This is a genomic window from Geodermatophilus marinus, from assembly GCF_003428645.1.
In the GTDB taxonomy this organism is placed as follows: Bacteria; Actinomycetota; Actinomycetes; order Mycobacteriales; family Geodermatophilaceae; genus Geodermatophilus.
In genome coordinates this window covers 23,419-44,408 of record NZ_QVQH01000017.1, presented here as the reverse complement: position 1 = coordinate 44,408, position 20,990 = coordinate 23,419, and the positions used below count along the sequence as shown (strand labels likewise).

20 protein-coding genes and 3 pseudogenes are annotated in these 20,990 nt (G+C 76.4%); 10 read left to right on the top strand and 13 right to left on the bottom strand.

Annotated features, from left to right (window positions below):
- Positions 1–23: 23 nt before the first annotated feature.
- Complete coding sequence (locus tag D0Z06_RS17245) at positions 24–575, top strand: TetR/AcrR family transcriptional regulator (RefSeq protein WP_117378784.1); 552 nt, start codon at positions 24–26, stop codon at positions 573–575.
- A 49-nt stretch (positions 576–624) separates the two neighbouring features.
- Positions 625–1,104 (top strand): DnaJ family domain-containing protein, encoded by a 480-nt coding sequence (locus tag D0Z06_RS17240; RefSeq protein WP_158580018.1) that lies wholly within the window; start codon positions 625–627, stop codon positions 1,102–1,104.
- Positions 1,105–1,108: 4 nt separating this feature from the next.
- Here the strand turns inward: D0Z06_RS17240 and D0Z06_RS17235 are convergent, their stop codons facing one another.
- Positions 1,109–1,480 carry a nuclear transport factor 2 family protein gene (locus D0Z06_RS17235; protein ID WP_117378782.1) on the bottom strand — a complete coding sequence of 124 codons (372 nt, stop codon included), beginning with the start codon at positions 1,478–1,480 and terminating at the stop codon, positions 1,109–1,111.
- Positions 1,481–1,521: 41 nt separating this feature from the next.
- Positions 1,522–1,911, bottom strand: coding sequence for a hypothetical protein (locus D0Z06_RS26760; protein WP_117378781.1), 390 nt, complete (start codon positions 1,909–1,911; stop codon positions 1,522–1,524).
- Between the two features lie 86 nt (positions 1,912–1,997).
- Between D0Z06_RS26760 and D0Z06_RS17225 the strand changes: the two genes are divergently transcribed.
- Positions 1,998–2,864, top strand: coding sequence for a helix-turn-helix domain-containing protein (locus tag D0Z06_RS17225; RefSeq protein ID WP_117378780.1), 867 nt, complete (start codon positions 1,998–2,000; stop codon positions 2,862–2,864).
- 67 nt (positions 2,865–2,931) lie between these two features.
- Here the strand turns inward: D0Z06_RS17225 and D0Z06_RS17220 are convergent, their stop codons facing one another.
- Together D0Z06_RS17220 and D0Z06_RS17215 are read right to left on the bottom strand one after the other, a co-directional pair.
- Positions 2,932–4,821: a hydantoinase B/oxoprolinase family protein gene (locus tag D0Z06_RS17220; RefSeq protein WP_117378779.1), complete on the bottom strand. Its 1,890-nt coding sequence runs from the start codon at positions 4,819–4,821 to the stop codon at positions 2,932–2,934.
- Complete coding sequence (locus D0Z06_RS17215) at positions 4,818–6,926, bottom strand: hydantoinase/oxoprolinase family protein (protein WP_117378778.1); 2,109 nt, start codon at positions 6,924–6,926, stop codon at positions 4,818–4,820. The genes D0Z06_RS17220 and D0Z06_RS17215 overlap by 4 nt, the downstream gene beginning before the upstream one ends.
- A gap of 120 nt (positions 6,927–7,046) precedes the next feature.
- On the opposite strand from D0Z06_RS17215, the gene D0Z06_RS17210 reads away from it, so the two are divergent.
- The gene (locus D0Z06_RS17210; protein ID WP_117378777.1) at positions 7,047–8,369 is read left to right on the top strand and encodes an alpha-amylase family glycosyl hydrolase; all 1,323 of its coding nucleotides are present in this window, start codon (positions 7,047–7,049) and stop codon (positions 8,367–8,369) included.
- A gap of 3 nt (positions 8,370–8,372) precedes the next feature.
- On the opposite strand, the gene D0Z06_RS17205 is transcribed toward D0Z06_RS17210, so the two are convergent.
- From D0Z06_RS17205 to D0Z06_RS17195, 3 genes are read right to left on the bottom strand one after another with little or no spacing between them, the layout of a single operon-like run.
- Positions 8,373–9,476 carry a DNA glycosylase AlkZ-like family protein gene (locus D0Z06_RS17205; protein ID WP_117378776.1) on the bottom strand — a complete coding sequence of 368 codons (1,104 nt, stop codon included), beginning with the start codon at positions 9,474–9,476 and terminating at the stop codon, positions 8,373–8,375.
- A gap of 32 nt (positions 9,477–9,508) precedes the next feature.
- Positions 9,509–9,952, bottom strand: coding sequence for a DUF1707 SHOCT-like domain-containing protein (locus D0Z06_RS17200; protein ID WP_158580017.1), 444 nt, complete (start codon positions 9,950–9,952; stop codon positions 9,509–9,511).
- A gap of 33 nt (positions 9,953–9,985) precedes the next feature.
- Positions 9,986–10,408 carry a MarR family winged helix-turn-helix transcriptional regulator gene (locus D0Z06_RS17195; protein WP_233517764.1) on the bottom strand — a complete coding sequence of 141 codons (423 nt, stop codon included), beginning with the start codon at positions 10,406–10,408 and terminating at the stop codon, positions 9,986–9,988.
- Between the two features lie 80 nt (positions 10,409–10,488).
- On the opposite strand from D0Z06_RS17195, the pseudogene D0Z06_RS17190 reads away from it, so the two are divergent.
- Together D0Z06_RS17190 and D0Z06_RS26970 are read left to right on the top strand one after the other, a co-directional pair.
- Positions 10,489–11,838, top strand: a pseudogene (locus D0Z06_RS17190) (ABC transporter transmembrane domain-containing protein); the annotation flags it as partial.
- 85 nt (positions 11,839–11,923) lie between these two features.
- Positions 11,924–12,313: an ATP-binding cassette domain-containing protein gene (locus tag D0Z06_RS26970; RefSeq protein ID WP_304999761.1), complete on the top strand. Its 390-nt coding sequence runs from the start codon at positions 11,924–11,926 to the stop codon at positions 12,311–12,313.
- A 21-nt stretch (positions 12,314–12,334) separates the two neighbouring features.
- Here D0Z06_RS26970 and D0Z06_RS25890 read toward each other — a convergent pair whose 3' ends face one another.
- The 3 genes from D0Z06_RS25890 to D0Z06_RS17180 all read right to left on the bottom strand — a co-directional run bounded on the left by D0Z06_RS25890 (position 12,335) and on the right by D0Z06_RS17180 (position 14,336).
- Positions 12,335–12,487: a hypothetical protein gene (locus tag D0Z06_RS25890; RefSeq protein ID WP_199522379.1), complete on the bottom strand. Its 153-nt coding sequence runs from the start codon at positions 12,485–12,487 to the stop codon at positions 12,335–12,337.
- Between the two features lie 3 nt (positions 12,488–12,490).
- On the bottom strand, positions 12,491–13,150 hold the full coding sequence (locus D0Z06_RS17185) for a class E sortase (protein WP_117378774.1): 660 nt from the start codon (positions 13,148–13,150) through the stop codon (positions 12,491–12,493).
- A gap of 67 nt (positions 13,151–13,217) precedes the next feature.
- Positions 13,218–14,336 (bottom strand): PKD domain-containing protein, encoded by a 1,119-nt coding sequence (locus D0Z06_RS17180; protein WP_117378773.1) that lies wholly within the window; start codon positions 14,334–14,336, stop codon positions 13,218–13,220.
- 285 nt (positions 14,337–14,621) lie between these two features.
- Between D0Z06_RS17180 and D0Z06_RS17175 the strand changes: the two genes are divergently transcribed.
- Entirely contained in the window at positions 14,622–15,257 is a 636-nt protein-coding gene (locus D0Z06_RS17175) for a dihydrofolate reductase family protein (RefSeq protein WP_117378772.1), read from the top strand.
- On the opposite strand, the gene D0Z06_RS17170 is transcribed toward D0Z06_RS17175, so the two are convergent.
- The gene (locus D0Z06_RS17170; RefSeq protein WP_117378771.1) at positions 15,247–16,467 is read right to left on the bottom strand and encodes an EAL domain-containing protein; all 1,221 of its coding nucleotides are present in this window, start codon (positions 16,465–16,467) and stop codon (positions 15,247–15,249) included. The genes D0Z06_RS17175 and D0Z06_RS17170 overlap by 11 nt on opposite strands.
- A gap of 188 nt (positions 16,468–16,655) precedes the next feature.
- Here D0Z06_RS17170 and D0Z06_RS17165 point away from each other — a divergent pair, with 188 nt between their 5' ends.
- The 3 genes and pseudogenes from D0Z06_RS17165 to D0Z06_RS27180 form a co-directional block, all read left to right on the top strand.
- On the top strand, positions 16,656–17,645 hold the full coding sequence (locus tag D0Z06_RS17165; protein ID WP_117378770.1) for an LLM class flavin-dependent oxidoreductase: 990 nt from the start codon (positions 16,656–16,658) through the stop codon (positions 17,643–17,645).
- A gap of 327 nt (positions 17,646–17,972) precedes the next feature.
- Positions 17,973–18,539 (top strand): annotated as a pseudogene (locus tag D0Z06_RS27185) (serine hydrolase domain-containing protein); the annotation flags it as partial.
- Positions 18,540–18,721: 182 nt separating this feature from the next.
- A pseudogene (locus D0Z06_RS27180) lies at positions 18,722–18,988 on the top strand (serine hydrolase); the annotation flags it as partial.
- A gap of 129 nt (positions 18,989–19,117) precedes the next feature.
- On the opposite strand, the gene D0Z06_RS17155 reads toward D0Z06_RS27180, so the two are convergent.
- Positions 19,118–19,780 (bottom strand): response regulator transcription factor, encoded by a 663-nt coding sequence (locus D0Z06_RS17155; RefSeq protein ID WP_117378769.1) that lies wholly within the window; start codon positions 19,778–19,780, stop codon positions 19,118–19,120.
- Positions 19,777–20,931 carry a sensor histidine kinase gene (locus tag D0Z06_RS17150; protein WP_117378768.1) on the bottom strand — a complete coding sequence of 385 codons (1,155 nt, stop codon included), beginning with the start codon at positions 20,929–20,931 and terminating at the stop codon, positions 19,777–19,779. Before D0Z06_RS17150 ends, D0Z06_RS17155 begins: the two co-directional genes overlap by 4 nt.
- Between the last annotated feature and the right edge of the window lie 59 nt (positions 20,932–20,990).

The window sequence follows — 20,990 nt, the reverse complement described above, 5'->3', positions numbered from 1 at the left end:
GGAGCCACTGTAGCGTCTGCTACATGAGCGGGGCAACGGGCGGCGGCCGGCGTGAGGTCTTCCTGGAGGGGGCGGTGCGGCACGTGCTGCAGCACGGGGTGGCCACCCTGTCGCTGCGGCCGCTGGCCCGGGCGCTCGGCACCAGCGACCGGATGCTGCTCTACTACTTCGGCACCCGGGAGCAGCTGCTCGTCGCCGTCCTCGGCGTGGTGGGGGAGCAGCTCCGGTCGGGGCTGGCCGCGCGCCTGCCGGAGCGGCCGGTGCCCCCGGCGGCGCTCGTGGCCGACGCCGACCGGGTCCTGCGCGACCCGGCGGCCGAGGCGCACCTGCGGCTCTACCTCGAGGTGAGCGGGCTGGCCGCCCGCGGGCAGGAACCGTTCGCGGCGGTGGCGGCCGCGGTGGCCGGCGCCTGGCGGTCGTGGCTGGCCGAGCGGGTCGACGTCCCCGCCGGGGAGCGGCAGGCCGCCGCGGCCGGGGTCCTCGCCGTGCTCGACGGGCTGCTGCTGCTGCGTTCCCTGGGGGCGCCGGAGGCGGCCGCGCAGGCGGCCGGCTGGCTGACCGCCCGGCTCGGCTGACCGGGTGCGGGCCGGTGCAGGACGGGGCCGGCGGGGTAGCGGGGACGGCGTGACCGAGCGCAAGCCGCCCGGGGTCTCCTTCGAGACCTGGGTCGACACCCGGATCCGCCGCGGCCTGGAGCGCGGCGACTTCGACGGGCTGGCGGGCGCGGGCCGGCCGCTGCCCCGGCGCGAGCGCGAGCAGACCAGCTACGACTGGGCGCTGGACTGGGCGCGGCGGCAGCAGGCCGACCCCCGCGACCTGCTGCCACCGGGCATGGCGCTGCGCCGGGAGCGCGAGGACCTGCCCGGCCGGGTCGCCGGCCTGCCGTCGGAGGCGACCGTGCGCGCGCTCGTCGCCTCGTTCAACGCCCGGGTCGAGCAGCACTGGCGGCGTCCCCAGGACGGGCCGGACGCCGTCCCCGGGCTCGCCGACGCCGAGGCGCTCGTCGCGCACTGGCGGGCCACGCGGCCGCCGCCGGCGCTCGCGCCGCCACCCGACCCGGGCACGCCGCCGCGGCGGCGCCGGTGGTGGCGCCGCCGCGGGTGAGCGGTCAGAACGCGCCCGGTACCCGGTCGAGGAACCCGAGCACGGTCCGGATCCGCCCGGCGCCGTCGGTCACCGCGACGTCGGAGCCGGCGACGGGGGCCGCGCCGTCCCCGTCGGGGCCGAGGTGCCACGAGAAGCGGAGCTGGTCGTGGTGGGCGTCGGCCGGCCCGGCGAGCCGGAACGCGAGGCCGGGGAAGCGGTCCTGGACCGCGGCGATGGTCGCCTCGAGGTCGGCCCGGCCGCGGACGTCGACCAGCGGGTCGGTGTAGCGGACGTCCTCGGTGAACAGCTCGGCGACGAGGGTGTGGCGGGTGCCGGGGTCGGTGGCGTTCCAGGCGGCCAGGTAGCGGTCGGCCAGGTCCGGGGTGGCGGTCACGGGGTCCTCCGGGGATCGGTGTCGGGTCGGTCGGTGGTGGGTCAGCGGCGGCGCAGGCCGGCGGCCTGCGCGGCGGCGAAGGCGGCGACGACGGCGGCCTGCAGGACGATCCAGGCGGTGCCGGTGGTGGTGGGGGTGCCGGCGCCGGTCAGGGCGACCGCGAGGCTGCCCGCGGCCCACAGGGCGTTGCCGGCGATCACGGCGCGGACGGCCGGCGCGGCCGGGCGGTCCGCGACCACCCACACGGCGACGGCGTAGGCCAGCAGGAAGGCGCCGGCCCCGCGCAGCCACCCGGCGGGCAGGCCGAGCAGGTCGCCGACGGGCCCGGCGGCCAGGAGGTAGCCGGCGCCGTTGAGGCCGGTGACGACGGCGTCGAGCCGCAGCGCGAGGCGCAGCAGGGGGACGGGGGCGGTGGTGGTGGTCGAGGTCATGGGACGACCGTGGCCCCGCGGCGGCGGCGGGTCGATTACCCCCGGGGTAGGCGACGCCGGCCCCGTCCGCCGCTAGCGTCCCCGCCGTGACCGCCGCCGGGACGCGACCGCCGGTCGGGGAGCTGCTGCGGGACTGGCGGCAGCGCCGCCGGCTCTCCCAGCTCGGGCTGGCCGGCGAGGCCGGCGTGTCCGCCCGGCACCTGAGCTTCGTCGAGACCGGCCGGGCCCGGCCGAGCCGGGAGATGGTGCTGCACCTGGCCGAGCAGCTCGACGTCCCGCTGCGGGCGCGCAACGAGCTCCTGCTGGCCGCCGGCTTCGCCCCCGTCTACGCCCGGCGCCGCCTGGACGACCCGGACATGGCCGCCGTCCGGACGGCGGTGGACCTCGTGCTCGCCGCCTCCGAGCCCTTCCCCGCGCTGGCCGTCGACCGGGGCTGGCACCTGGTCGCCGCCAACGCGAGCGTCGCGCTGCTCACCGACGGCGTGGCGCCCGAGCTGCTCGAGCCGCCGGTGAACGTGCTCCGGCTCGGCCTGCACCCGCGCGGGCTGGCGCCGCGCATCCGCAACCTGCCCCAGTGGCGCACCCACCTGCTCACCCGCCTGGCCCGCGAGGCGCACCTGACCGCCGACCCCGCGCTGACCGCGCTGCACCGGGAGCTGGCCGCGCTGCCCGGCGGCACCGACCGGCGGCCCCCGGACGGGATCGCCGTCCCCCTGCGGCTGGCGCACGGGGACGACGTCCTGTCCCTGCTCAGCACGGTGACCACCTTCGGCACCGCCGTCGACCTCACCGCCGCCGAGCTGTCGGTCGAGGCCTTCCTCCCGGCGGACGCCCGGACCGCCGAGCTGCTCCGCGGCCGGTCATCGAGGTCCGCGCGGCCGGCGGCCGACCCCTCCGACGATCAGGGCGCGGGAACCGCCCGGGAGCGCCCGGGAGTGGTCCCCGCGCCGTGATCGCGGGACTCGGCCCCCTGCAGGGCCCCGCGGCGAGCTCTCCCGCCGTGGGGGCAGGGGGTCCTCGTCACAGCAGGTCGAACTCGTTGAAGGCCGCGCCGCCGGAGAGGGTGGCGTAGCCGGGGCCGCGGTCGAAGAACGGCTCGTCCCCGGTGCGGGCGGCCCGCACCGACGCGCGCAGCTCCTCGGTGGCCGCCTCGTCGCACGAGCCGTCGTCCCGCACGACGACGCCGTAGTCCTCCCGGGCGCCGGCCACCGACACCTTGCGCCAGGCGATGTCCCGCAGCACCTCCTCGACCGGCCGGTCCAGCGGGTCGCCCCAGCCGCCGCCGCCCGTCGTCCGGATCCGGACCACGGTGCCGGCCGTCAGCGGCTCGGCGTCGGCGAGCGCGTCGACGTCGTGCTCGTCCGGACCGCCCGGGTCGACGGTGATCTGGAACGGCCGCCCGGCCTTGCCGCCCTTGACGCCCCAGCAGGCCAGGATCGAGCGGTCGGCGATCGACATGAAGTGCGCGTCGCGCAGCACCCGGATGTGCTTCTCGTAGCCGCAGCCGCCGCGGTAGCGCCCGGGACCGCCGGAGTCCAGCGCGAGGCCCAGCCGCTCCACCCGCAGCGGGAACCGGCCCTCGGTGAACTCGGTCGGCAGGTTCCGCGAGTCGGGGACGACGTGGATGGTGTCCTCGCCGTCGGCGTAGTACCGCCCGCCCGAGCCGCCGCCCAGCACCTCGCGCATGAGGTAGGGCTGGCCGTCTGCGTCGGTGCCGTAGACGCCGGTGTAGCGGATCGTCTCCTGGTCGGCGGGCATCCGGCCGCCGGTGGCCTTGGCCAGCACGCCGGCCAGGACGCCGAGCAGCCGCAGGATCACGAACGTCCGGGCGTTGGTCGGCGCCGGGAAGACCGGGGTGAGCAGCGTGCCCTTCTCCGGGAACCGCATCTCGATCAGCGGCACGACGCCCTCGTTGACGTCGAGCTGGGCCATCCGCTCGGGCGTCTCGGCCAGGTTGCGCAGGATCGGCGCCAGCCACTTCTTGAGGAAGTTGCCGTCGGCGTAGTCGCCGCAGTGGTTGATCGGGCCCTTGGCCTGCGGGCCGGTGCCGGTGAAGTCGATGACCAGGGGGACGTCGGCCGTCGAGTCCATGGTCAGCGTGATCCGCTGCCGGTGCAGCTTCGGCTCCTCCACGCCGTCGTGCTCGGCGTAGTCCTCCCAGACGTAGGTGCCGTCGGGGATCTGCGAGAGGATCTCCCGCCGGTAGACCTCGGTGGAGCCGGCCAGGATCGCGTCGAAGCAGGCCTCCACCGCGGCCACGCCGTACCGGTCGAACAGCTCGCCCAGCCGCCGGGCGCCGGCCAGGCAGGCCGAGCACTCGGCGTCGAGGTCGGCGGCCAGCGAGTCGGGCATCCGCGAGTTGCGGGTCATGATCTTCAGCGCGCTCTCGTTGGGCACGCCGCGGTCCCACAGCTTGATCGGGGGGACCATCAGGCCCTCCTCGTACACGCTGGTCGCCGCCGAGGGCATCGACCCGGGCACCGCGCCGCCGATGTCGTCGTGGTGGCCGAAGGCCTGGATGAAGGCGACCACGCGCTGCTCGCCGTCCACGTGCGCGAACACCGGCACGGTGACGCAGAGGTCCGGCAGGTGGCCGATGCCGCCCTCGGAGGCGTAGACGTCGTTGTGGAAGAAGACGTCCCCGACGTTCATCTGCTCGATCGGGTAGTCGCGGACGACGGGGTGCACCAGCGCCGAGTACGACCGCCCGGTGAGCTTGCGCAGGTTCCGGTCGTGGATGCCGGCGCGGAAGTCGTGCGCGTCGCGGATCATCGGCGAGCGCGACGTGCGCCCGATGGAGGTCTCGACCTCCTTCTCGATCGCGGCCAGCGTGCCGGCGACGATCTCGACGAGGACGGGATCGGCCTGGACCTCGCCGTCGGTCAGGTCCCCGGTGGGGAAGGCGCTCATCGCCCGGACTCCTTCGTGAGCAGCAGGTTGCCGTACGTGTCGACGGTGGCGGCGAAGCCCGGGTGCACCGGGACGGTCGAGCCGAACTCCTCGATGATCGCCGGGCCGCTCACCACGTCGCCCGGGGCGAGGGCGGGCCGGTCGTAGGTGGGGGTGTCCACCCAGTCGCCTCCGGAGGAGGGCGACGACTGCACAGCGTCGAAGAACACCCGCCGCGAGCCCGTGACGGCCCGGTCCGTCCCGCCGTCCCGTCCCGGCAGCTCGACGACGTCGGGACGGCGGATCGGCCCGATCCCGCTCACCCGGAGGTTCACCCACTCCACGGCCTGGCGCGGGTCGTCGGCGAAGTCGTAGCCGTAGAGCTGCCGGTGCGCGGCGTGGAAGGCCTGGGCGACCTCCTCGGCCGCCGCGGCGTCGAGCTCGCCGTCGGCGACCGGGACGCGGACCTCGAACGCCTGGCCCACGTAGCGCAGGTCCGCCGTCCGCTGCATCCGCTGCTCGGCGCGGGCGAAGCCCTCGCCGTCGAGCGCGACGTGCGCCTGCTCCTCCAGGTCGGCGTAGACCCCCCGCACCCGGTCGAGGTCGAGGTCGGCGTGCTTGCTGACGACGGTCTGCACGTAGTCGTTGCGGACGTCGACGGTCAGCAGCCCGAACGCGCTGACGTTGCCCGGGTTCGGCGGCACCAGGGTGCGCGGCAGGCCGAGGATGTCCATCAGCCGGCAGGCCAGCAGCGAGCCGGAGCCGCCGAACGTGGTGAGGGTGAAGTCGCGGACGTCCAGGCCCCGGGCCACGGTCACCTGGCGCAGCGCGTTGGCCTGGTTCCACGCGGAGATCTCCAGGATCCCGGTCGCGGCGCGCTCCAGGGAGAGGTCGAGCTCGCCGCCGAGCGCCGCCAGGCCCTTCCGGGCGGCCTCGACCGACAGCGGGATCTCCCCGCCGAGCAGGTGCGGGGGGATCCGGCCGAGGACGACGTGCGCGTCGGTGACGGTGGGCTCGTCGCCGCCGTCGGGGTAGCAGATCGGGCCCGGGTCGGCGCCGGCGCTCTGCGGGCCGACCTTCAGCGTGCCCTCGGGCGAGATCCAGGCGATCGAGCCGCCGCCCGCGCCGACGGTGACGACATCGATCATCGGGATCTTGGACGGGTAGTCGCCGACCGAGCCCTCGGTGGTCAGCGTCGGCTCGCCGTCGACGACCACGGTGACGTCGGTGGAGGTGCCGCCGCCGTCGCAGGTGAGCACCCGGTCGAAGCCCGCCGTCCCGGCGATCAGCGCCGCGCCCAGGGCGCCGGCGGCCGGGCCGGAGAGCATCGTGGTGATCGGCTGGTGCACGACCTCCTGGGCCGAGAGCACGCCGCCGTTGCTCTTCATCACGTAGAACGGCACGCCCGGGGCGATCTCGTCGAGCCGGGTGCGGATGTTCGTGACGTAGGCGCCGACCTTGGGCTTGACCCCGGCGTCGACCAGCGTGGTGACCGAGCGCTCGTACTCGCGGTACTCGCGCAGCACCTCGGAGCTGATCGAGACGACGGCGTCGGGGTGCTCCTCGCGGATCACCTCGAGCACCCGGCGCTCGTGGGCGTCGTTCGCGTAGGCGTGCAGGAAGCACACGCCGATCGTGGTGATGCCGGCGTCGGCGAAGAAGCGGGCCGCGGCGCGGGCGTCGTCCTCGTCGAGCGGGCGGACCTCCGCACCGGTGGGGTCCAGCCGGCCGCGGACCGTGCGGACCAGGTCGGCCGGGACGATCCGCGGCGGCTTGACCCAGAAGTAGCTGTTGCCGTAGCCGTCGGGCACCGACTGGCGGGCGATCTCCAGCACCGACTCGTAGCCCTCGGTGGTGATGAACCCGATCCGGTCGAGCTTGCCCTCGAGCAGCTGGTTGGTGGCGACCGTCGTCCCGTGGCTGACGGCGGTCACCGCGTCGCCCTCGAGGCCCATGAGGTCGAGGACCTTGCGGACGCCGGCGAGGAAGCCCTCGGCCGGGTCGGCGGGGGTGGACGGCGTCTTGGTGGTCGTGGTCTGCCCGGTCTCCTCGTCCACCGCGACGACGTCGGTGAACGTCCCCCCGGTGTCGATGCCGATGCGGACCCGGCGGGGCGGCGCACTCATGGGCAGATACCTTAGCGCTGAGATATCCACCGGCGGAAGACCCCGTCCCCGGCGCCGCGGTCCCGCGCGGGGCGCCGGGCTAGGGTCGGCCCGACGCGCAGGGCGACCGTGGGGAGGACCGTGCCGGGCTGGGTGCAGGACGCCGTCTGGTGGCATGTCTACCCGCTGGGCTTCCTCGGGGCCGAGCGGGAAGCGACCGGGGAGGCCGCCGCAGGGACCACCCACCGGCTGCCCCGCCTGGAGCCCTGGCTGGACCACGCCGTCGAGCTCGGCGCCTCCGGGCTGCTGCTGGGGCCGGTGTTCGCCTCGGAGACCCACGGCTACGACACCGTGGACCACTTCCGCGTGGACCCGCGGCTCGGCGACGAGGCCGACCTCGACGCCCTGTTCGCCGCGGCGCACGCCCGCGGCCTCCGGGTGCTGCTCGACGGCGTCTTCAACCACGTCGGCCGCGGCCACCCGGCCTTCCGCGCGGTGGTGGAGCAGGGGCCCGCCGCGCCGACCGCGTCGTGGTTCCGCCTGACCTGGCCGCAGCCGGGCGGCGAGCCGCAGGCCGACACCTTCGAGGGGCACCACCGGCTGGTCGCCCTCGACCACCGCGAGCCGGCCGTCGCCGACCTGGTCACCGACGTGATGACGCACTGGCTCGCGCGCGGTGCCGACGGCTGGCGCCTGGACGCCGCCTACGCCGTCCCCCCGCGGTTCTGGGCGACCGTGCTGCCGCGCGTGCGCGCCGCCCACCCCGACGCCTACCTCACCGGCGAGGTCATCCACGGCGACTACCCGGCGTTCGTGCGGGAGTCCGGCGTGGACTCGGTGACCCAGTACGAGCTGTGGAAGGCCGTCTGGAGCGCGCTCAACGACGGCAACTTCCACGAGCTGTCGCACGCGCTGGGCCGGCACGACGGCTTCCTCGACACGTTCGTGCCGCTCACCTTCCTCGGCAACCACGACGTCACCCGGATCGCCAGCCGGCTGACCGACGAGCGGCACCTGGCGCACGCCCTCGCCGTGCTGATGACCGTCGGCGGGACCCCGGTGGTCTACGCCGGTGACGAGCACGCCTTCCGCGGGGTCAAGGAGGACCGGGCCGGCGGGGACGACGCCGTCCGCCCGGCCTTCCCCGCCGGCCCGGGCGAGCTCTCCCCGCTGGGCGCGCCGACCTACCGGCTGCACCAGGAGCTGATCGGGCTGCGCCGCCGGCACCGGTGGCTGCACACCGCCCGCACCGCGCCGCTGCACCTGGCCGACGACGTGTTCGCCTACGAGTCCCGCGGCGACGGCGGGCGGCTCGTCGTCGCGCTCAGCGTCTCGTCCGCCGCGGCCGAGCTGCCCGCCCCCGGCGCCGGGGCGCTGCTGGCCGGGCAGGGCGAGGTCGTGGACGCCGGGCCGGGGGCGCGGGTGCGGCTGCCGGCGCACGGCTGGGCGGTGCTGGCCGGCTGAGCCTCAGCCGGTGAGCTCGACCGCGGCGAGGGTCACCCCCCGGTGGGCGGCCAGCCGCGCGGCGCCCTCCTCGACGCCGGCCCGCAGCCGCGCGGTCGGGCGCCGCCAGAGCTCGGCGGTGACGGTCAGCCGCCGTCCGGCCGCCCGGGGGCGCCAGGCCCCGACCGGCTCACCGTCGGCCAGCACGGCGCCGGGCCGGCCGAGCACCGGCCACAGCTGCCGGGCCCGCTCGGCGTCGGACACCAGCAGGTCGCGGTCGCGGGCCTGCAGGAACGGGTCGAACGGCCCCAGCAGCAGCACCCCCTCGGCGGCGGGGACGCCGGCGGCCCGCTCGGCGTCGGCCGCGAGCAGCCACCGCCGCGCCCCGTCGACGGCCACCTCGACGGCCTCCTCCGGCCAGCGGGCCCGGACGTCGGCCACCGGGGCCTCGAGGTAGGCGGCGACGAGGGCCGGGGTGGTGGGGCCGAGCAGCCGCAGGCAGCCGCGCACCACGTCGAGGGCGGCCGGGGTCCCCGCCGCCGGTCGCAGGCCCGGCACCGGGCGGAGCACCGGCGGGGAGGTGCCCGGTTCCAGCTCCAGCCCGGCGCGCAGGGCGGCGAGCCGGAACGGCTGCTCGAACAGGTGGGTGGCCCCGCACGGCCGGCAGTACCGCAGGTAGGGCTCGGGCAGCTCCCTGGTCAGCCGGGCCGAGAGCTCGCCCTTGGCGGTCGGCTCCCGGACGGCCGCCCGCATCGCCGCGGCGACGGTGTCGAGGGCGGTGAGCACCGGGATCCCCGCGGCGCGCAGCGGCCGGGCCGCGTCGTGGATGCGCTTGGCGGCGTCGGCCTCGGAGAACGGGGCGGTGGCCGCGACGACCCCGGCGAGGTCGGCCCGCCGGTACAGGTGCGGGGCCCCGCGGAGGGTCCAGGCGGTGACCAGCTCGTCGGGGGCGAGGGCGGCGACGTCGACGCCGCGCAGCGCCAGTGCCCACCGGCCGCCGTCCGGGCCGGTGTCCTGCACGCCCAGGTCGAGCACCGCCGTGCCGGCCACCGACCCCGCGGGCCGGCCGAGCTGCTGGGCGTGCAGGCGCAGGTCCAGCACCCGGCGGCGGGAGAGGGTCTCGGGCACGGCCGCACGCTAGCGCCGCGGTGCGACCGGCGTCAGCGGCGCGGCCGGCCGATGCCGACCAGGTACAGCACGGCGAGCGCGGCGGCGGGCGGGCCGGCCGTCCAGACCCACCAGGGGTACACCGAGGCGTCGGTGGTGCCCGCGACCAGGCCCCACACCACCAGGTTCACCGCCGCGATGCTCGCGAAGACGATGGTGAGCACGCGCATGGCCGTGCCGGCCGCGTCGGAGGAGAACACCCGGCCGAGCGGCGGGGGCGGCTTCGGGGCCGGCGGCGGCGGGGGCGGCTCGGGCAGGTCGCGGGTCACCCGGGCCAGCTCGCCGCGGGTCCGCGCCGCCCAGACCGACTGCACCCGGGTGTCGAACTCGTGCAGGTCCAGCTGCCCGGCCGCCACCGCGCGGCGCAGCCGCTCCTGCACGACCGCCCGCTCGGGGTCGGACACCCGCAGGTCCTCGGGTCGCACCGGCTCGCCCACGGTGCCGATGGTCGCACCTCCCGGGGCGCGGGGTCAGTCCTCGGCGAGCCGGCGCAGCGCGCGGGCCAGCGCCGCCCGGTCGGCCGGGTCCAGGCGCTCGAACAGCGCCCGGCTGTCGGCCGCCCGCGCGGCGTCCACCTCGGCCTGCACCCGCCGTCCCGCCGGGGTCGGCCGCAGGACGACGGCCCGCCGGTCGGTGGGGTCGGGGAGCCGCTCGACCAGCCCGCGGGCCTGCAGCGCGTCGGCGACCTCGGTGGCCGAACGGGGGGCGATGCGCAGCGCCCCGGCGAGGTCCGAGGGGCGGGTGCCCGCGGACCCGCACACGACGCGCAGCGCGCGGGCCTGGTGGGGGGAGAGGTCCCAGGGCGCCAGGACGTCCCGCCAGCGGCGGCGCTGGGCCCGCGCGGCCCGCATGAGCAGGTCGCCGAGCGCGGCGGTGTCCTCGTCCTCGCGCACGGGGGAATGCTAGCGAGGGACCCGAGGTTGCCTCACCGTGAGGTAGCCTCACCATCTCGGAGGTGGTCGTCATCGAGAGCATGGACCGACCCGGGGGCGGGGGGCGGTCGGGGCGCACCGTCGACCCCGCCGACCGCGCCCAGCTCGAGCGCTCCCCGGTGCCGCTGCGCCGGGTGACCGCGCTGTTCGTCCCCTACCGCTGGCAGGTCGCGGTCGTGGTGGCGCTCATCGTCGTCTCCTCGGCCGTTGCGCTGGCGACGCCGTTCCTCGTCCGGCTGGTCATCGACGAGGCCATCCCCCGGCAGGACGTCGGGCTGCTGACCCTCGCCGTGGCGGGGATGCTCGGCGTCGCGGCGAGCACCGCCGTCCTCGGGGTGGTGCAGACCTGGCTGTCCACGACCGTCGGCCAGCGCGTCATGCACGGGCTGCGGACGGCGGTCTTCGAGCACCTCCAGCGCCAGGCGCTGGGCTTCTTCACCCGGACGCGCGGCGGCGAGGTGCAGTCCCGGCTCACCAACGACATCGGCGGGATGCAGTCGGTGGTGACCTCCACCGCGACGTCGCTGGCCGCCAACGCGACCACGGTCGTCGGCACGGTGGTCGCGATGGTGGCCCTGTCGTGGCGGCTGTCGCTGCTGTCCCTCGTCGTCCTCCCGCCCGCCGTCCTGCTCACCCGCAAGGTGGCGCGGATGCGGCGCGCGGTCACCGCCCAGCGGCAGCGGCACCTCGCCGACCTGCACGCCCAGGTGGAGGAGGGGCTGAGCGTCAGCGGCGTGCTGCTCGGCAAGACGCTGGGTGCCGGGCCCGCCCAGTCCCGGCGGTTCGCGGCGACGTCGGCCGACCTCGTGGGCCTGGAGGTGCGCTCCCAGCTGGCCGGCCGCTGGCGGATGGCCACCATGAGCATCGTCTTCGCCGGCATCCCGGCGCTGATCTATCTCGCCGCCGGCCTGCCGGCGACCTCCGGTGGCATGACCATCGGCACCCTGGTCGCCTTCACCACCCTGCAGGGAGCGCTGTTCCGCCCGCTCATGGGGCTGCTCGACGTCGGCGTCTCGGTGACCAGCTCGATGGCGCTGTTCAGCCGGGTGTTCGAGTACCTCGACCTGCCGGTGGACGTCGACGACCCGGTCTCCCCGGTCCCCTTCGACCCGGCGCGGGCGCGCGGCGAGGTCGCCTTCGAGGGCGTGTGGTTCACCTACCCCGACGGGCACCGGCCCGCCGTGGCCGGCGTCGACCTGGCCGTGCCCGCCGGGGGGTCGCTCGCCCTGGTGGGGGCGACCGGGTCGGGAAAGAGCACGCTGGCCTCGCTGGTGGCCCGGCTGGCCGACCCGACCGCCGGGCGGGTGCGCATCGACGGCGTCGACCTGCGCGACCTCCCGCTGGCCACCGTCGCCCGGCTCGTCGGCGTCGTCGCCCAGGAGACCTACCTGCTGCACACCACCGTGCGGGAGAACCTCCGGCACGCCCGGCCCGGCGCCACGGACGGCGAGATCGGCCGCCGCCCGCCTGGCCCGGGTGCACGAGGTGATCGCGGCGCTGCCCGACGGCTACGACACCGTCGTCGGCGCCCGCGGGCACCGCTTCTCCGGCGGGGAGAAGCAGCGGCTGGCCATCGCGCGCACGCTGCTGCGCGACCCGCGGGTGCTGGTGCTCGACGAGGCGACGAGCGCGCTCGACACCGCCACCGAGCGCGCGGTCCAGGAGGCCCTGGACGAGGCCGGCCGGGGGCGGACCACGATCACCGTCGCGCACCGGCTCTCCACGGTCCGCGGTGCCGACCGCATCGCCGTCCTGGACGCCGGCCGGGTGGTCGAGACCGGCACCCACGAGGAGCTGCTCGCCGCGGGTGGCCGCTACGCGGCCCTGGTCGCGGCCGCCGACCGGCAGGTGGCGCTGGCCGCCTGAGCAGGTGCGCTCCGGCGCACGTCACAGGGACGGCTGCCACACCTGCACGTGCTCGGAGACCGCCGGGAAGACGACGAACAGCAGCAGCGCCGCCACCGCCAGCACCAGCAGCACGGCCGTTCCCGCCCGTACGCCGGTACCGCCGGGCAGGTGCCGCCAGATCCACGCGTACACCGCTCACACCTCCTGCAGCGCCGCGGGACCCTGCGGCGCGTCGGTCCTCGGGACCGAGCCCTCCAGCTCGGCGTGCACCACCAGCCGCTCCCGGGTGGAGAACTTCGGGTGGCAGGTGGTCATGGTCAGGAACGCCCCGGTGGGCGGGCCTCCCGGCGGACCCCCGGGAGTGGGGGAGACCACCCGGTTCTCGGACGGGTCGACGACCGACGTGGTGGTGACCCGGTAGACGTGCCAGGCGTCCGCCGTCTCCACCACCACGGCATCACCCGGCCGGAGGACGTCGAGGGCGAGGAAGGGGCTGCCCCGGCCGACGCGGTGGCCGGCCATGGCGAAATTGCCCTGCTCCCCGGGCATCGCCGTCCCCGGGTAGTGGCCCGGGCCCTCGTCGAGCTCGGCGGGGTCGACACCCTCGACGACCGCCCGGGTCCAGTCGGACCCGAAGCGGGGGACGTGCAGGAAGGCGAAGCCCTCCCCGAGGGCCGGGCCGGCGGGACCGGCGCCGGGGCGGGACCACTCCTCCCGCAGCTCCTCGGCGACCTGCTCCTGCGCCCCGTCGCTGAACAGGTCGGTGATCCAGACCTCGTGGACGACGAGGAGCAGCAGCACCGCACCGGCGGTGACGGCCAGCTCGGAGAGCCCGTGGACGAGCCTGCGGATCATCGGTCCCCCCGACCGACGGGCCGCCCGCCCGCCGGTCGGGACCGGCGGGCGGGGGCAGCGGGTGCGGTCAGGAGGCCGAGCCGGCGCGGCGGCGGCGGCTGGCGACGAGGCCGGCGCCACCACCGGCGAGGACCAGGCCGCCGATCGCGGCCAGGCCGAGCACGTCGGCACCGGTGTTCGGCAGCGGGCTGCCGTACTCGGTCGGGTCCGCCGGGTCGGTCGGGTCGGTCGGGTCGGTCGGCCCCCCGGTGCCCGGGACGGTCACGGTGACCGCCAGCTGGGTCGAGAACTCGGCGCCGGCGTCGTCGGCGACGGTGAGGGTGACGGTGTAGCTGCCCGAGGCGGCGTAGGTGTGGCTGATCTCGGCACCCCCGTCGACCGGCGCCGACCCGTCACCGAAGTCCCAGGTGTAGCGCTCGACCGTGCCGTCGGGGTCCGACGCCGTCGCGGTGAACGTCCGGGCGGTGCCGTCGCCGGTGGCGGTGAAGGCGGCGGTCGGCGGCTCGTTGACGGGGTCGACCGGGCCCGAGCCGAGCACGAAGTCGTTGCAGCCGAAGGTCAGGCCGTGGACGGTCACGTCGGCGCCGGCCTGGTAGAGGAGCTGGAAGCCGAAGGCGGTGATCGTGGCGGTCGGGTAGGCGGCGCTGACGTCGACGAGGGTGGCCTCGTCGGTGCCCTCGATGCTCTCCGGGTCGAGCTCGCTGAGCGGGCCGAAGGCGCTCCACCAGATACCGTCCGGGTCGCCGGCGGCCGGCTGCCAGTACACGAGCAGGGCCTCGTCGGGGTCGATCCCGTCGGTGGCGTCGAGGTCGAGGTAGAGCTCGTACGTGGGGTGGTTCGCGATCGGCTGACCTGCGGCCAGGGTGGCGTCGAGGACGAAGTTCGACTGGGCGGTGGCCTCGGCCAGCGGGATCTGCAGCCCGTCCATGAAGTACGCGGCGTAGGCCTCCGCGTCGGGGTCGTCGGCGGGCGTGGTGAGCCGCAGCCCGTCGGGCAGCATCTCCGCGGTGGCCCCGCCCCCCACCCCCGACAGCGGGCTGGAGAAGGACGCCTCGAGCTGCGCCAGGTCCAGGGTGGTGACGCCGCAGCCGTTGGCACCGGCGATGCCGGGTGCGACGGTGCTGAGCAGGGCGAAGGACCCGAGGCCCAGGGCCCCGGTGGTGAGCAGGCTGGTGGTGCGCTTCATCGTGGACCCCCGTGTCCGTCGGCGGGCGGAACCGGGCACCGGCGCCGTCCGTGCCCGTCGCGGTCCGGCGGGCACGGCGATGAGACACGCACCGGGCGTGTCCTGGGACTCCCCAGGTCTGGGGGACGCCCGCCGCGCCGTCACGCTGAGTCACTAGATGATCGACGCACCGCCGGTGCGCGGTCCCCCCTCCGGGTGGGACGCGGCGATGAGAACGGCGCCCGTGCCGGGTCTGTGCTCCGGGGGCGGGTCGCCGGATCCGCCCATGACGCGGGAGGACCCACCATGCGACCGCTCGTCGCCACGATGTTCCTGACGATGGACGGGGTCTGCCAGGCCCCCGGCGGACCGGACGAGGACACCTCCGGCGGCTTCCGCGCCGGCGGCTGGCTGGTCCCGCACTACGACGAGACGCTCGGTGCGCGGATGGACGCCTGGTTCGGCGGCGCCCAGGACTTCCTGCTCGGCCGCGGCACCTACGAGATCTTCGCCGCCGCCTGGCCGCAGGTGCCCGTGGAGGGGGACGCGGTCTCCGCCGGGCTGAACACCAAGCCCAAGCACGTGGCCTCGCGCACGCTGACCACCCTCGACTGGTCGGGCTCCCGGCTCGTCGAGGGGGACGTCGTCGAGGCCGTGCGCGCCCTCACGGCCACCGACGGCGGCGAGCTGCAGGTGCACGGTTCGCCCGGGCTGCTCCAGACGCTGCTGCGCGCCGACCTCGTCGACGAGCTGCGGCTGGTCGTCGCACCGGTGGTCGTGGGGGAGGGCAAGCGGTTGTTCGGTAGCGGTGCCGTGCCCGGTGGGTGGGAGCTGACCGCGCACGAGGTCACGCCGACCGGCGTGCTGCTGCTGACCTACCGGCGGGCCGGTGAGCTGCGGACCGGCGCGGTGGGGCCCGAGTACGACGAGGTCAGCGGCTGACCGGGACGACCGGTTCGCGGACCGCGGGTACCGCGGGGCCGGCGGCGTCCAGCGCCTCCGGCGGGCCGGGCCGGCCGAAGAACCAGCCCTGGCCCAGGTCGACGCCCAGGGCGAGCAGCGACGCGGCGTCCTCCGCGGTCTCCACCCCCTCGGCGACGACCGCGGCACCGCAGCCGCGGCCGAAGGTGACCAGCGAGGAGACCAGCGTGGACAGCACCGGGTCCGCGCCCAGGCCGGTCACCACGCTGCGGTCGAGCTTGATGACGTCGGGCGAGGTGACCACGATGTGCCGCAGCGAGGAGAACCCGGCCCCGACGTCGTCGATGGCCAGCCGCATGCCGGCGGCCCGGAACGGGCCCAGCGCCGCGGCCAGCGCGTCGTAGTCCTCGACCGCCTCGTGCTCGGAGAGCTCGAGCAGCACGCGGTCCAGGGGCAGGCCGCGGAGCAGGTCGGCGCACTCCGGCCGCAGCAGGGTCGCGGGGGAGACGTTCATCGCCACGTAGCCGCCGACCCGCTCCAGGTGGGCGGCGGCGCCGGCGAGGGCGAGCAACTCCATCCGGTGCCCCCAGCCGATGCGGTGGGCCTGCTCGAACACCACGTCCGGTGCCAGACCCCACTCCGCGGGGAACCGGGACAACGCCTCGGCGCCCACCCGCCGGCCGCTGGCCAGGTCGACGATCGGCTGCAGCGCGACCACGGGGCCCCCGGCCTCGACGACCGGTCCCAGCCGCCCCTCGACCGCGTCCCGCTCCTGCTGCGCCCGGACCTCCGGCTCGATGATCACCGAGGCGGCGGAGGCGAGGACCTCCATGAGGGCCTCGTCACGCCTGCCCAGCTCCTTGTCGGAGGTGAAGCCGAAGGCGCAGAAGGTGCCGTAGAGGGTGCCGTCGGAGAGCGTCACCGGCGTGGAGACGTAGCTGCGGATCCGGGGGATCCGGGCGGACGGCAGCGCCATGGCTGCCGGGAACCGCTTCACGTCGGGGATGACGGTGGGCAGCCGCCCGTCGAGGATGGCCTGGCAGAAGGACGTGTCCTGGCGGACCCGGGCCTTCTCCTGCACGAGCAGCGGCACCGAGGACTCGACCACCTCCAGGTGCTGGGTGGTGCCGTCGAGCCGGCTGAGGAAGGCCACCGACAGGTGCAGGGACCTCTTGGCCGTGACCAGCAGCTCGGCGATCTGCTCCTCGGCTGCCGTGCGCTGTCTGCGCATGGTGCCCCCTCTCGTCCACCCCCCTCTCGGCCGTCCGGGTGTCCTGCTGGAGCGCCGGCGTGGGGCGGTTCACCCCTCCGGGGCGGGCGGCCGCCGGGAAGGAGCCGGCCGCGGGGCCGGTTGCAGCGGGCAGACCGTGCGCGCGGGGTGCCCCGCGCGCACCGACGCCGGAACCGAGGAGCACCCGCATGACCCTGCCCCTGTCCGTGCTCGACCTGGCGCCGATCGCCCGTGGCGGGACCGCGTCCGACAGCATCGCGGCCAGCGTCGCCCTGGCCCGGGCCGCGGAGGAGGCCGGCTACCGGCGGGTCTGGTACGCCGAGCACCACAACATGCCGACGATCGCCTCGTCGGCGACCAGCGTGCTCATCGCGCACGTCGGCGCGCGGACCTCGACGATCCGGCTCGGCGCCGGCGGCGTCATGCTGCCCAACCACTCGCCGCTGACCATCGCCGAGCAGTTCGGCACCCTCGAGGCCATGTACCCGGGCCGGATCGACCTGGGGCTGGGCCGGGCACCGGGGTCGGACCAGAACACCGCGTACGCGCTGCGCCGCGACCCGGCGTCCGCCGACCGCTTCCCGCAGGACGTGCTCGAGCTGCAGGGCTACCTCACCGGCCGGTCGCGGGTACCCGGCGTCGACGCGATCCCGGGCAAGGGCTCCGACGTCCCGCTCTACGTGCTCGGCTCGTCGATGTTCGGCGCCACCCTCGCCGCGGCACTCGGCCTGCCGTACGCCTTCGCCTCGCACTTCGCCCCCGCGATGCTGCGACCGGCGGTGGAGGCCTACCGGCGGGAGTTCCGGCCTTCCGAGCAGCTCGCGGAGCCCTACGTGATCGCCGGGGTCAACGTCGTGGCCACCGACAGCCGTGCCGCCGCGGAGGACGCGTACGCCGCCGTCCGCCGGAACCTGGCCGTGGGCCTGTTCGGGCAGGGCCGGTCGCTCTCCGACGACGAGGCCGAGCTGCTGCTCTCCTCCGGTGCCGGCCGGCACGTGGACACCATGCTCACGCACACCGCCCTCGGCACCCCCGCCGAGGTCCGGGAGCAGCTGACCGCGTTCGCCCGCGAGGCCGACGCCGACGAGCTGGTCGTCGCCCACCAGGTGCCCGGCGTGGAGGGCCGGCTGCGCTCGGCCCGGCTCACCGCCGAGGCGATGGAGACCGTCGCGGCCTGACCGTCCCCTCCCGCCCGACCGCCCCCTCCGCCGTGATCTGACCGCCTCCTCCCGCCGTGACCTGACCGCCTCCTCCCGCCGTGACCTGACCGCCTCCTCCCGCCGTGACCTGACCGCCTCCTCCCGCCGTGATCATGGGCTTCTTGCCGGTGACACGCGACGCCACGCCGCCCGGGCCGGCGAGATCCCCATGATCACCGCCGGTTCGGGGCGCCCGCGGGCGTTGCCCGGTTCGGGGCGCCCGCGGGCGTTGCCCGGGCGGCTCGGGCCGTGGTCTGATCCCGCCGGCGCGGCATCGGGGCCGTGCCGGTACCCCGGGAGAGCGCCATGGCCGAGGTCCACGGGACCGTCCACGACCGGTTCGGCGGGGTGCGCGACGCGCTCGCCGCCCAGCTCGACGACGAGGAGCTGGGCGCGTCGATCGCCGTCGACGTCGACGGGGAGACCGTCGTCGACATCTGGGGCGGGTGGCGCGACGAGGCGCGCACGACGCCGTGGACCCGGGACACCATCGTCAACGTCTGGTCGACGACGAAGGCGGTCACCGCGCTGGCCGTGCTCACCCTGGTCGAGCAGGGCCGGGTCGACGTGCACGCGCCGGTCGCCGAGTACTGGCCCGAGTTCGCCGCGAACGGCAAGGACGGCGTCCTGGTCCGGCACCTGATGGCGCACACCTCCGGCGTCGCCGGGTGGGACCCGCCGTTCACCGTCGAGGAGATGTACGACTGGGACACCTCGGTCGCCCGGCTGGCGACCCAGGCCCCCTGGTGGGAGCCCGGCACGGCGTCCGGCTACCACGCGCAGAACCAGGGGCACCTGCTCGGCGAGGTGGTGCGCCGCGTCGACGGCCGGTCGCTGCGGCAGTACGTGGCCGAGGAGCTCGCCGCGCCGCTGGGCGCGGACTTCCGGATCGGTGCCCGCGAGGAGGACGCCGACCGCATCGCGCCCGTCGTCCCCCCGCCGCCGCTGCCCTTCGACCTGGCCGCCCTGGACCCGGCGAGCCCCATGCTGCGCTGCTTCACCGGCCCGGTGGCCGACGCCGCCAAGGCCAACACGGCCCCTGGCGGGCCGCCGACATGGGGGCGCTCAACGGGCACGGCAACGCGAAGGGCGTCCTCGACGTCATGCGGGTGGTGTCGCTCGGCGGCCAGGCCGGCGACGTCCGGCTGCTCTCGGAGAAGACGCTCGACCTGGTCTTCGACGTCCAGGCCGACGGCGTCGACCTCGTGCTGGGCGTGCCGCTCCGGTTCGGCATCGGCTTCGGGCTCGCGCCCTCGGGGGCCGTGCCGTACCTGCCCGGGGGGCGGACCTGCTTCTGGGGGGGCTGGGGCGGCTCGATGATCGTCATGGACACCGACCGCCGGGTGACGACCAGCTACGTGATGAACCGCATGGCGCCGGGCATCGTCGGCTCGCCACGGGCGGAGGCGTACCTGGCCGCGGTGTACGCCGCGCTGGGGAGGTGACCGCGGTCAGCCCTCGAGCAGGCCGGCCTCGTGGGCGAGGATCGCCGCCTGGGTGCGGTTGGCGAGCTCGAGCTTGGTCAGCAGCCGGGAGACGTAGGTCTTGACCGTCGCCTCGCTGACGAACAGCCGGCCGGCGATCCCGGCGTTCGGCTCGCCGGTCCCCAGCAGGCGCAGCACCTCGCGCTCCCGCTCCGACAGGGCGGCCACCCGCTGCTGCGCGGCGGCCCGGCGGGGGGCGGCCCGCCGGTCGACGTAGGAGTCGATGAGCGCCGCGGTCACGGCGGGGGAGAGCGCGGCGGTGCCGTCGGCCACCGCGCGCACGGCGGCGGCGATCTCCCGCGGCGGGGTGTCCTTGAGCAGGAACCCGGCCGCTCCGGCGGCGAGCGCCGCGTAGACGTACTCGTCGAGGTGGAAGGTCGTGAGGACGGCGACCTGCGGCGGGTCCGGCAGCGCCAGGATCTGCCGCGTCGCCTCCAGCCCGTCGACGCCCGGCATCCGGATGTCGGTGAGCACGACGTCGGGCCGCAGCTCCCGGGCGGCCCGCACCCCGGCGGCGCCGTCCCCGGCCTCCCCGACCACCTCGAACCCGCCCACCGACTCCAGCACGGTGCGCAGGCCGAAGCGCACCAGCTCCTCGTCGTCGACCAGCAGCACCCGGATGTCGCTCATGATCTCCCGTCCGGTCCGGCGGGCAGGACCGCCTCCACCACGAACCCGCCGTCCAGCCGCGGCTCGGCCCGGAAGCGGCCGCCCAGCGTGCGCACCCGCTCGGCCAGCCCCACCAGCCCGTAGCCGCCGGAGACCGGGGCCTCGGGGACGGCGGCCGGGGCCCGGTTGACCACGCGGACGAGCAGCTCGCCGCCGGGCTGCTCGACGGCCACCGTGACCGGTGCCCCGGGGGCGTGCTTGCCGGCGTTGGTCAGCGCCTCCTGCACGATGCGGTAGGCCGCCCGGCCCGCCGCGGGGTCGACCGGCCCCGTCGCGGACCCGGCGAGCTCCACCGGCAGGCCCGCGTCCCGGGCGTCGCGGACCAGCGCGGGCAGGTCCGCCAGGCCCGGCTGCGGGCCCCGCGGCGCGGCCTCGCCGGCCTCCCCGCCGCGGAGGACGCCGACCATCTGGCGCAGCTCCTCCAGCGCCTGCCGCCCGGCGGTCTGCACCTGGGCGGCCAGCTGCTCGACCCGGGCCGGGTCCCCGGCGGCGACCTCGATCGCGCCGGCCTGCAGCACCATGAGGCTCACCCGGTGGCCGACCGCGTCGTGCATCTCGCGGGCGATGCGGGTCCGCTCGGTCAGGACGGCGTCCCGGGCCAGCAGCTCGCGCTCGGCCTCGGCCCGCTCGGCCCGCTCGGTCAGCGCGGTCATGAGCTCGGCGCGGGTCCGCACCCAGGCGCCGACCGCGCCCGGCAGGAGCACCGCCAACCCGAGGTTGCCCACGGCGCCGGCGACGTCCTGCCAGGTGCCGGGGCTCCACGGCTGGAAGAGCGCCACCGCGGCGACGACCGCGGCGGCCCACCGCACCGGCCACCGGTCCTCCCACCGGCCCATCGCGTAGGCGCTGAACGGCAGCGCGGCGATCACCGCCGGCGAACCCGCGGTGAGCAGCACGGCCGCGGCGAAGGGGACCAGCGGTGCGCGGCGGCGCAGCAGCAGGAGCAGCAGCGCCAGGACCCCGGCGCCGACGGCGAGCAGCGCGTCGGGGAGGACGGCGTCCGGCGTGCCGGCGCCCGCGGCCACGCTGAGGCCCGACAGCAGGGCGATGAGGACCTCCAGGGCCACGCCGCGCCGGCGCAGCCCCGGCCACACGCGCGCCCGGATGCCCACGCAGCGGAGCGTAGGGCGGGCCTCCCCGCCCCCGGGTCGGCCGGTCGTCGCGGCGCGTG

Excerpts from the sequence above, each read along its gene's own strand:
- D0Z06_RS17180 (WP_117378773.1), bottom strand. The coding sequence starts at position 14,336 with ATGAAGCGCACCACCAGCCTGCTCACCACCGGGGCCCTGGGCCTCGGG.
- D0Z06_RS17220 (WP_117378779.1), bottom strand. The coding sequence starts at position 4,821 with ATGAGCGCCTTCCCCACCGGGGACCTGACCGACGGCGAGGTCCAGGCC.
- D0Z06_RS17245 (WP_117378784.1), top strand. The coding sequence starts at position 24 with ATGAGCGGGGCAACGGGCGGCGGCCGGCGTGAGGTCTTCCTGGAGGGG.
- D0Z06_RS17155 (WP_117378769.1), bottom strand. The coding sequence starts at position 19,780 with ATGAGCGACATCCGGGTGCTGCTGGTCGACGACGAGGAGCTGGTGCGC.
- D0Z06_RS17175 (WP_117378772.1), top strand. The coding sequence starts at position 14,622 with ATGCGACCGCTCGTCGCCACGATGTTCCTGACGATGGACGGGGTCTGC.
- D0Z06_RS17165 (WP_117378770.1), top strand. The coding sequence starts at position 16,656 with ATGACCCTGCCCCTGTCCGTGCTCGACCTGGCGCCGATCGCCCGTGGC.
- D0Z06_RS17170 (WP_117378771.1), bottom strand. The coding sequence starts at position 16,467 with ATGCGCAGACAGCGCACGGCAGCCGAGGAGCAGATCGCCGAGCTGCTG.
- D0Z06_RS26760 (WP_117378781.1), bottom strand. The coding sequence starts at position 1,911 with ATGACCTCGACCACCACCACCGCCCCCGTCCCCCTGCTGCGCCTCGCG.
- D0Z06_RS17185 (WP_117378774.1), bottom strand. The coding sequence starts at position 13,150 with ATGATCCGCAGGCTCGTCCACGGGCTCTCCGAGCTGGCCGTCACCGCC.
- D0Z06_RS17215 (WP_117378778.1), bottom strand. The coding sequence starts at position 6,926 with ATGAGTGCGCCGCCCCGCCGGGTCCGCATCGGCATCGACACCGGGGGG.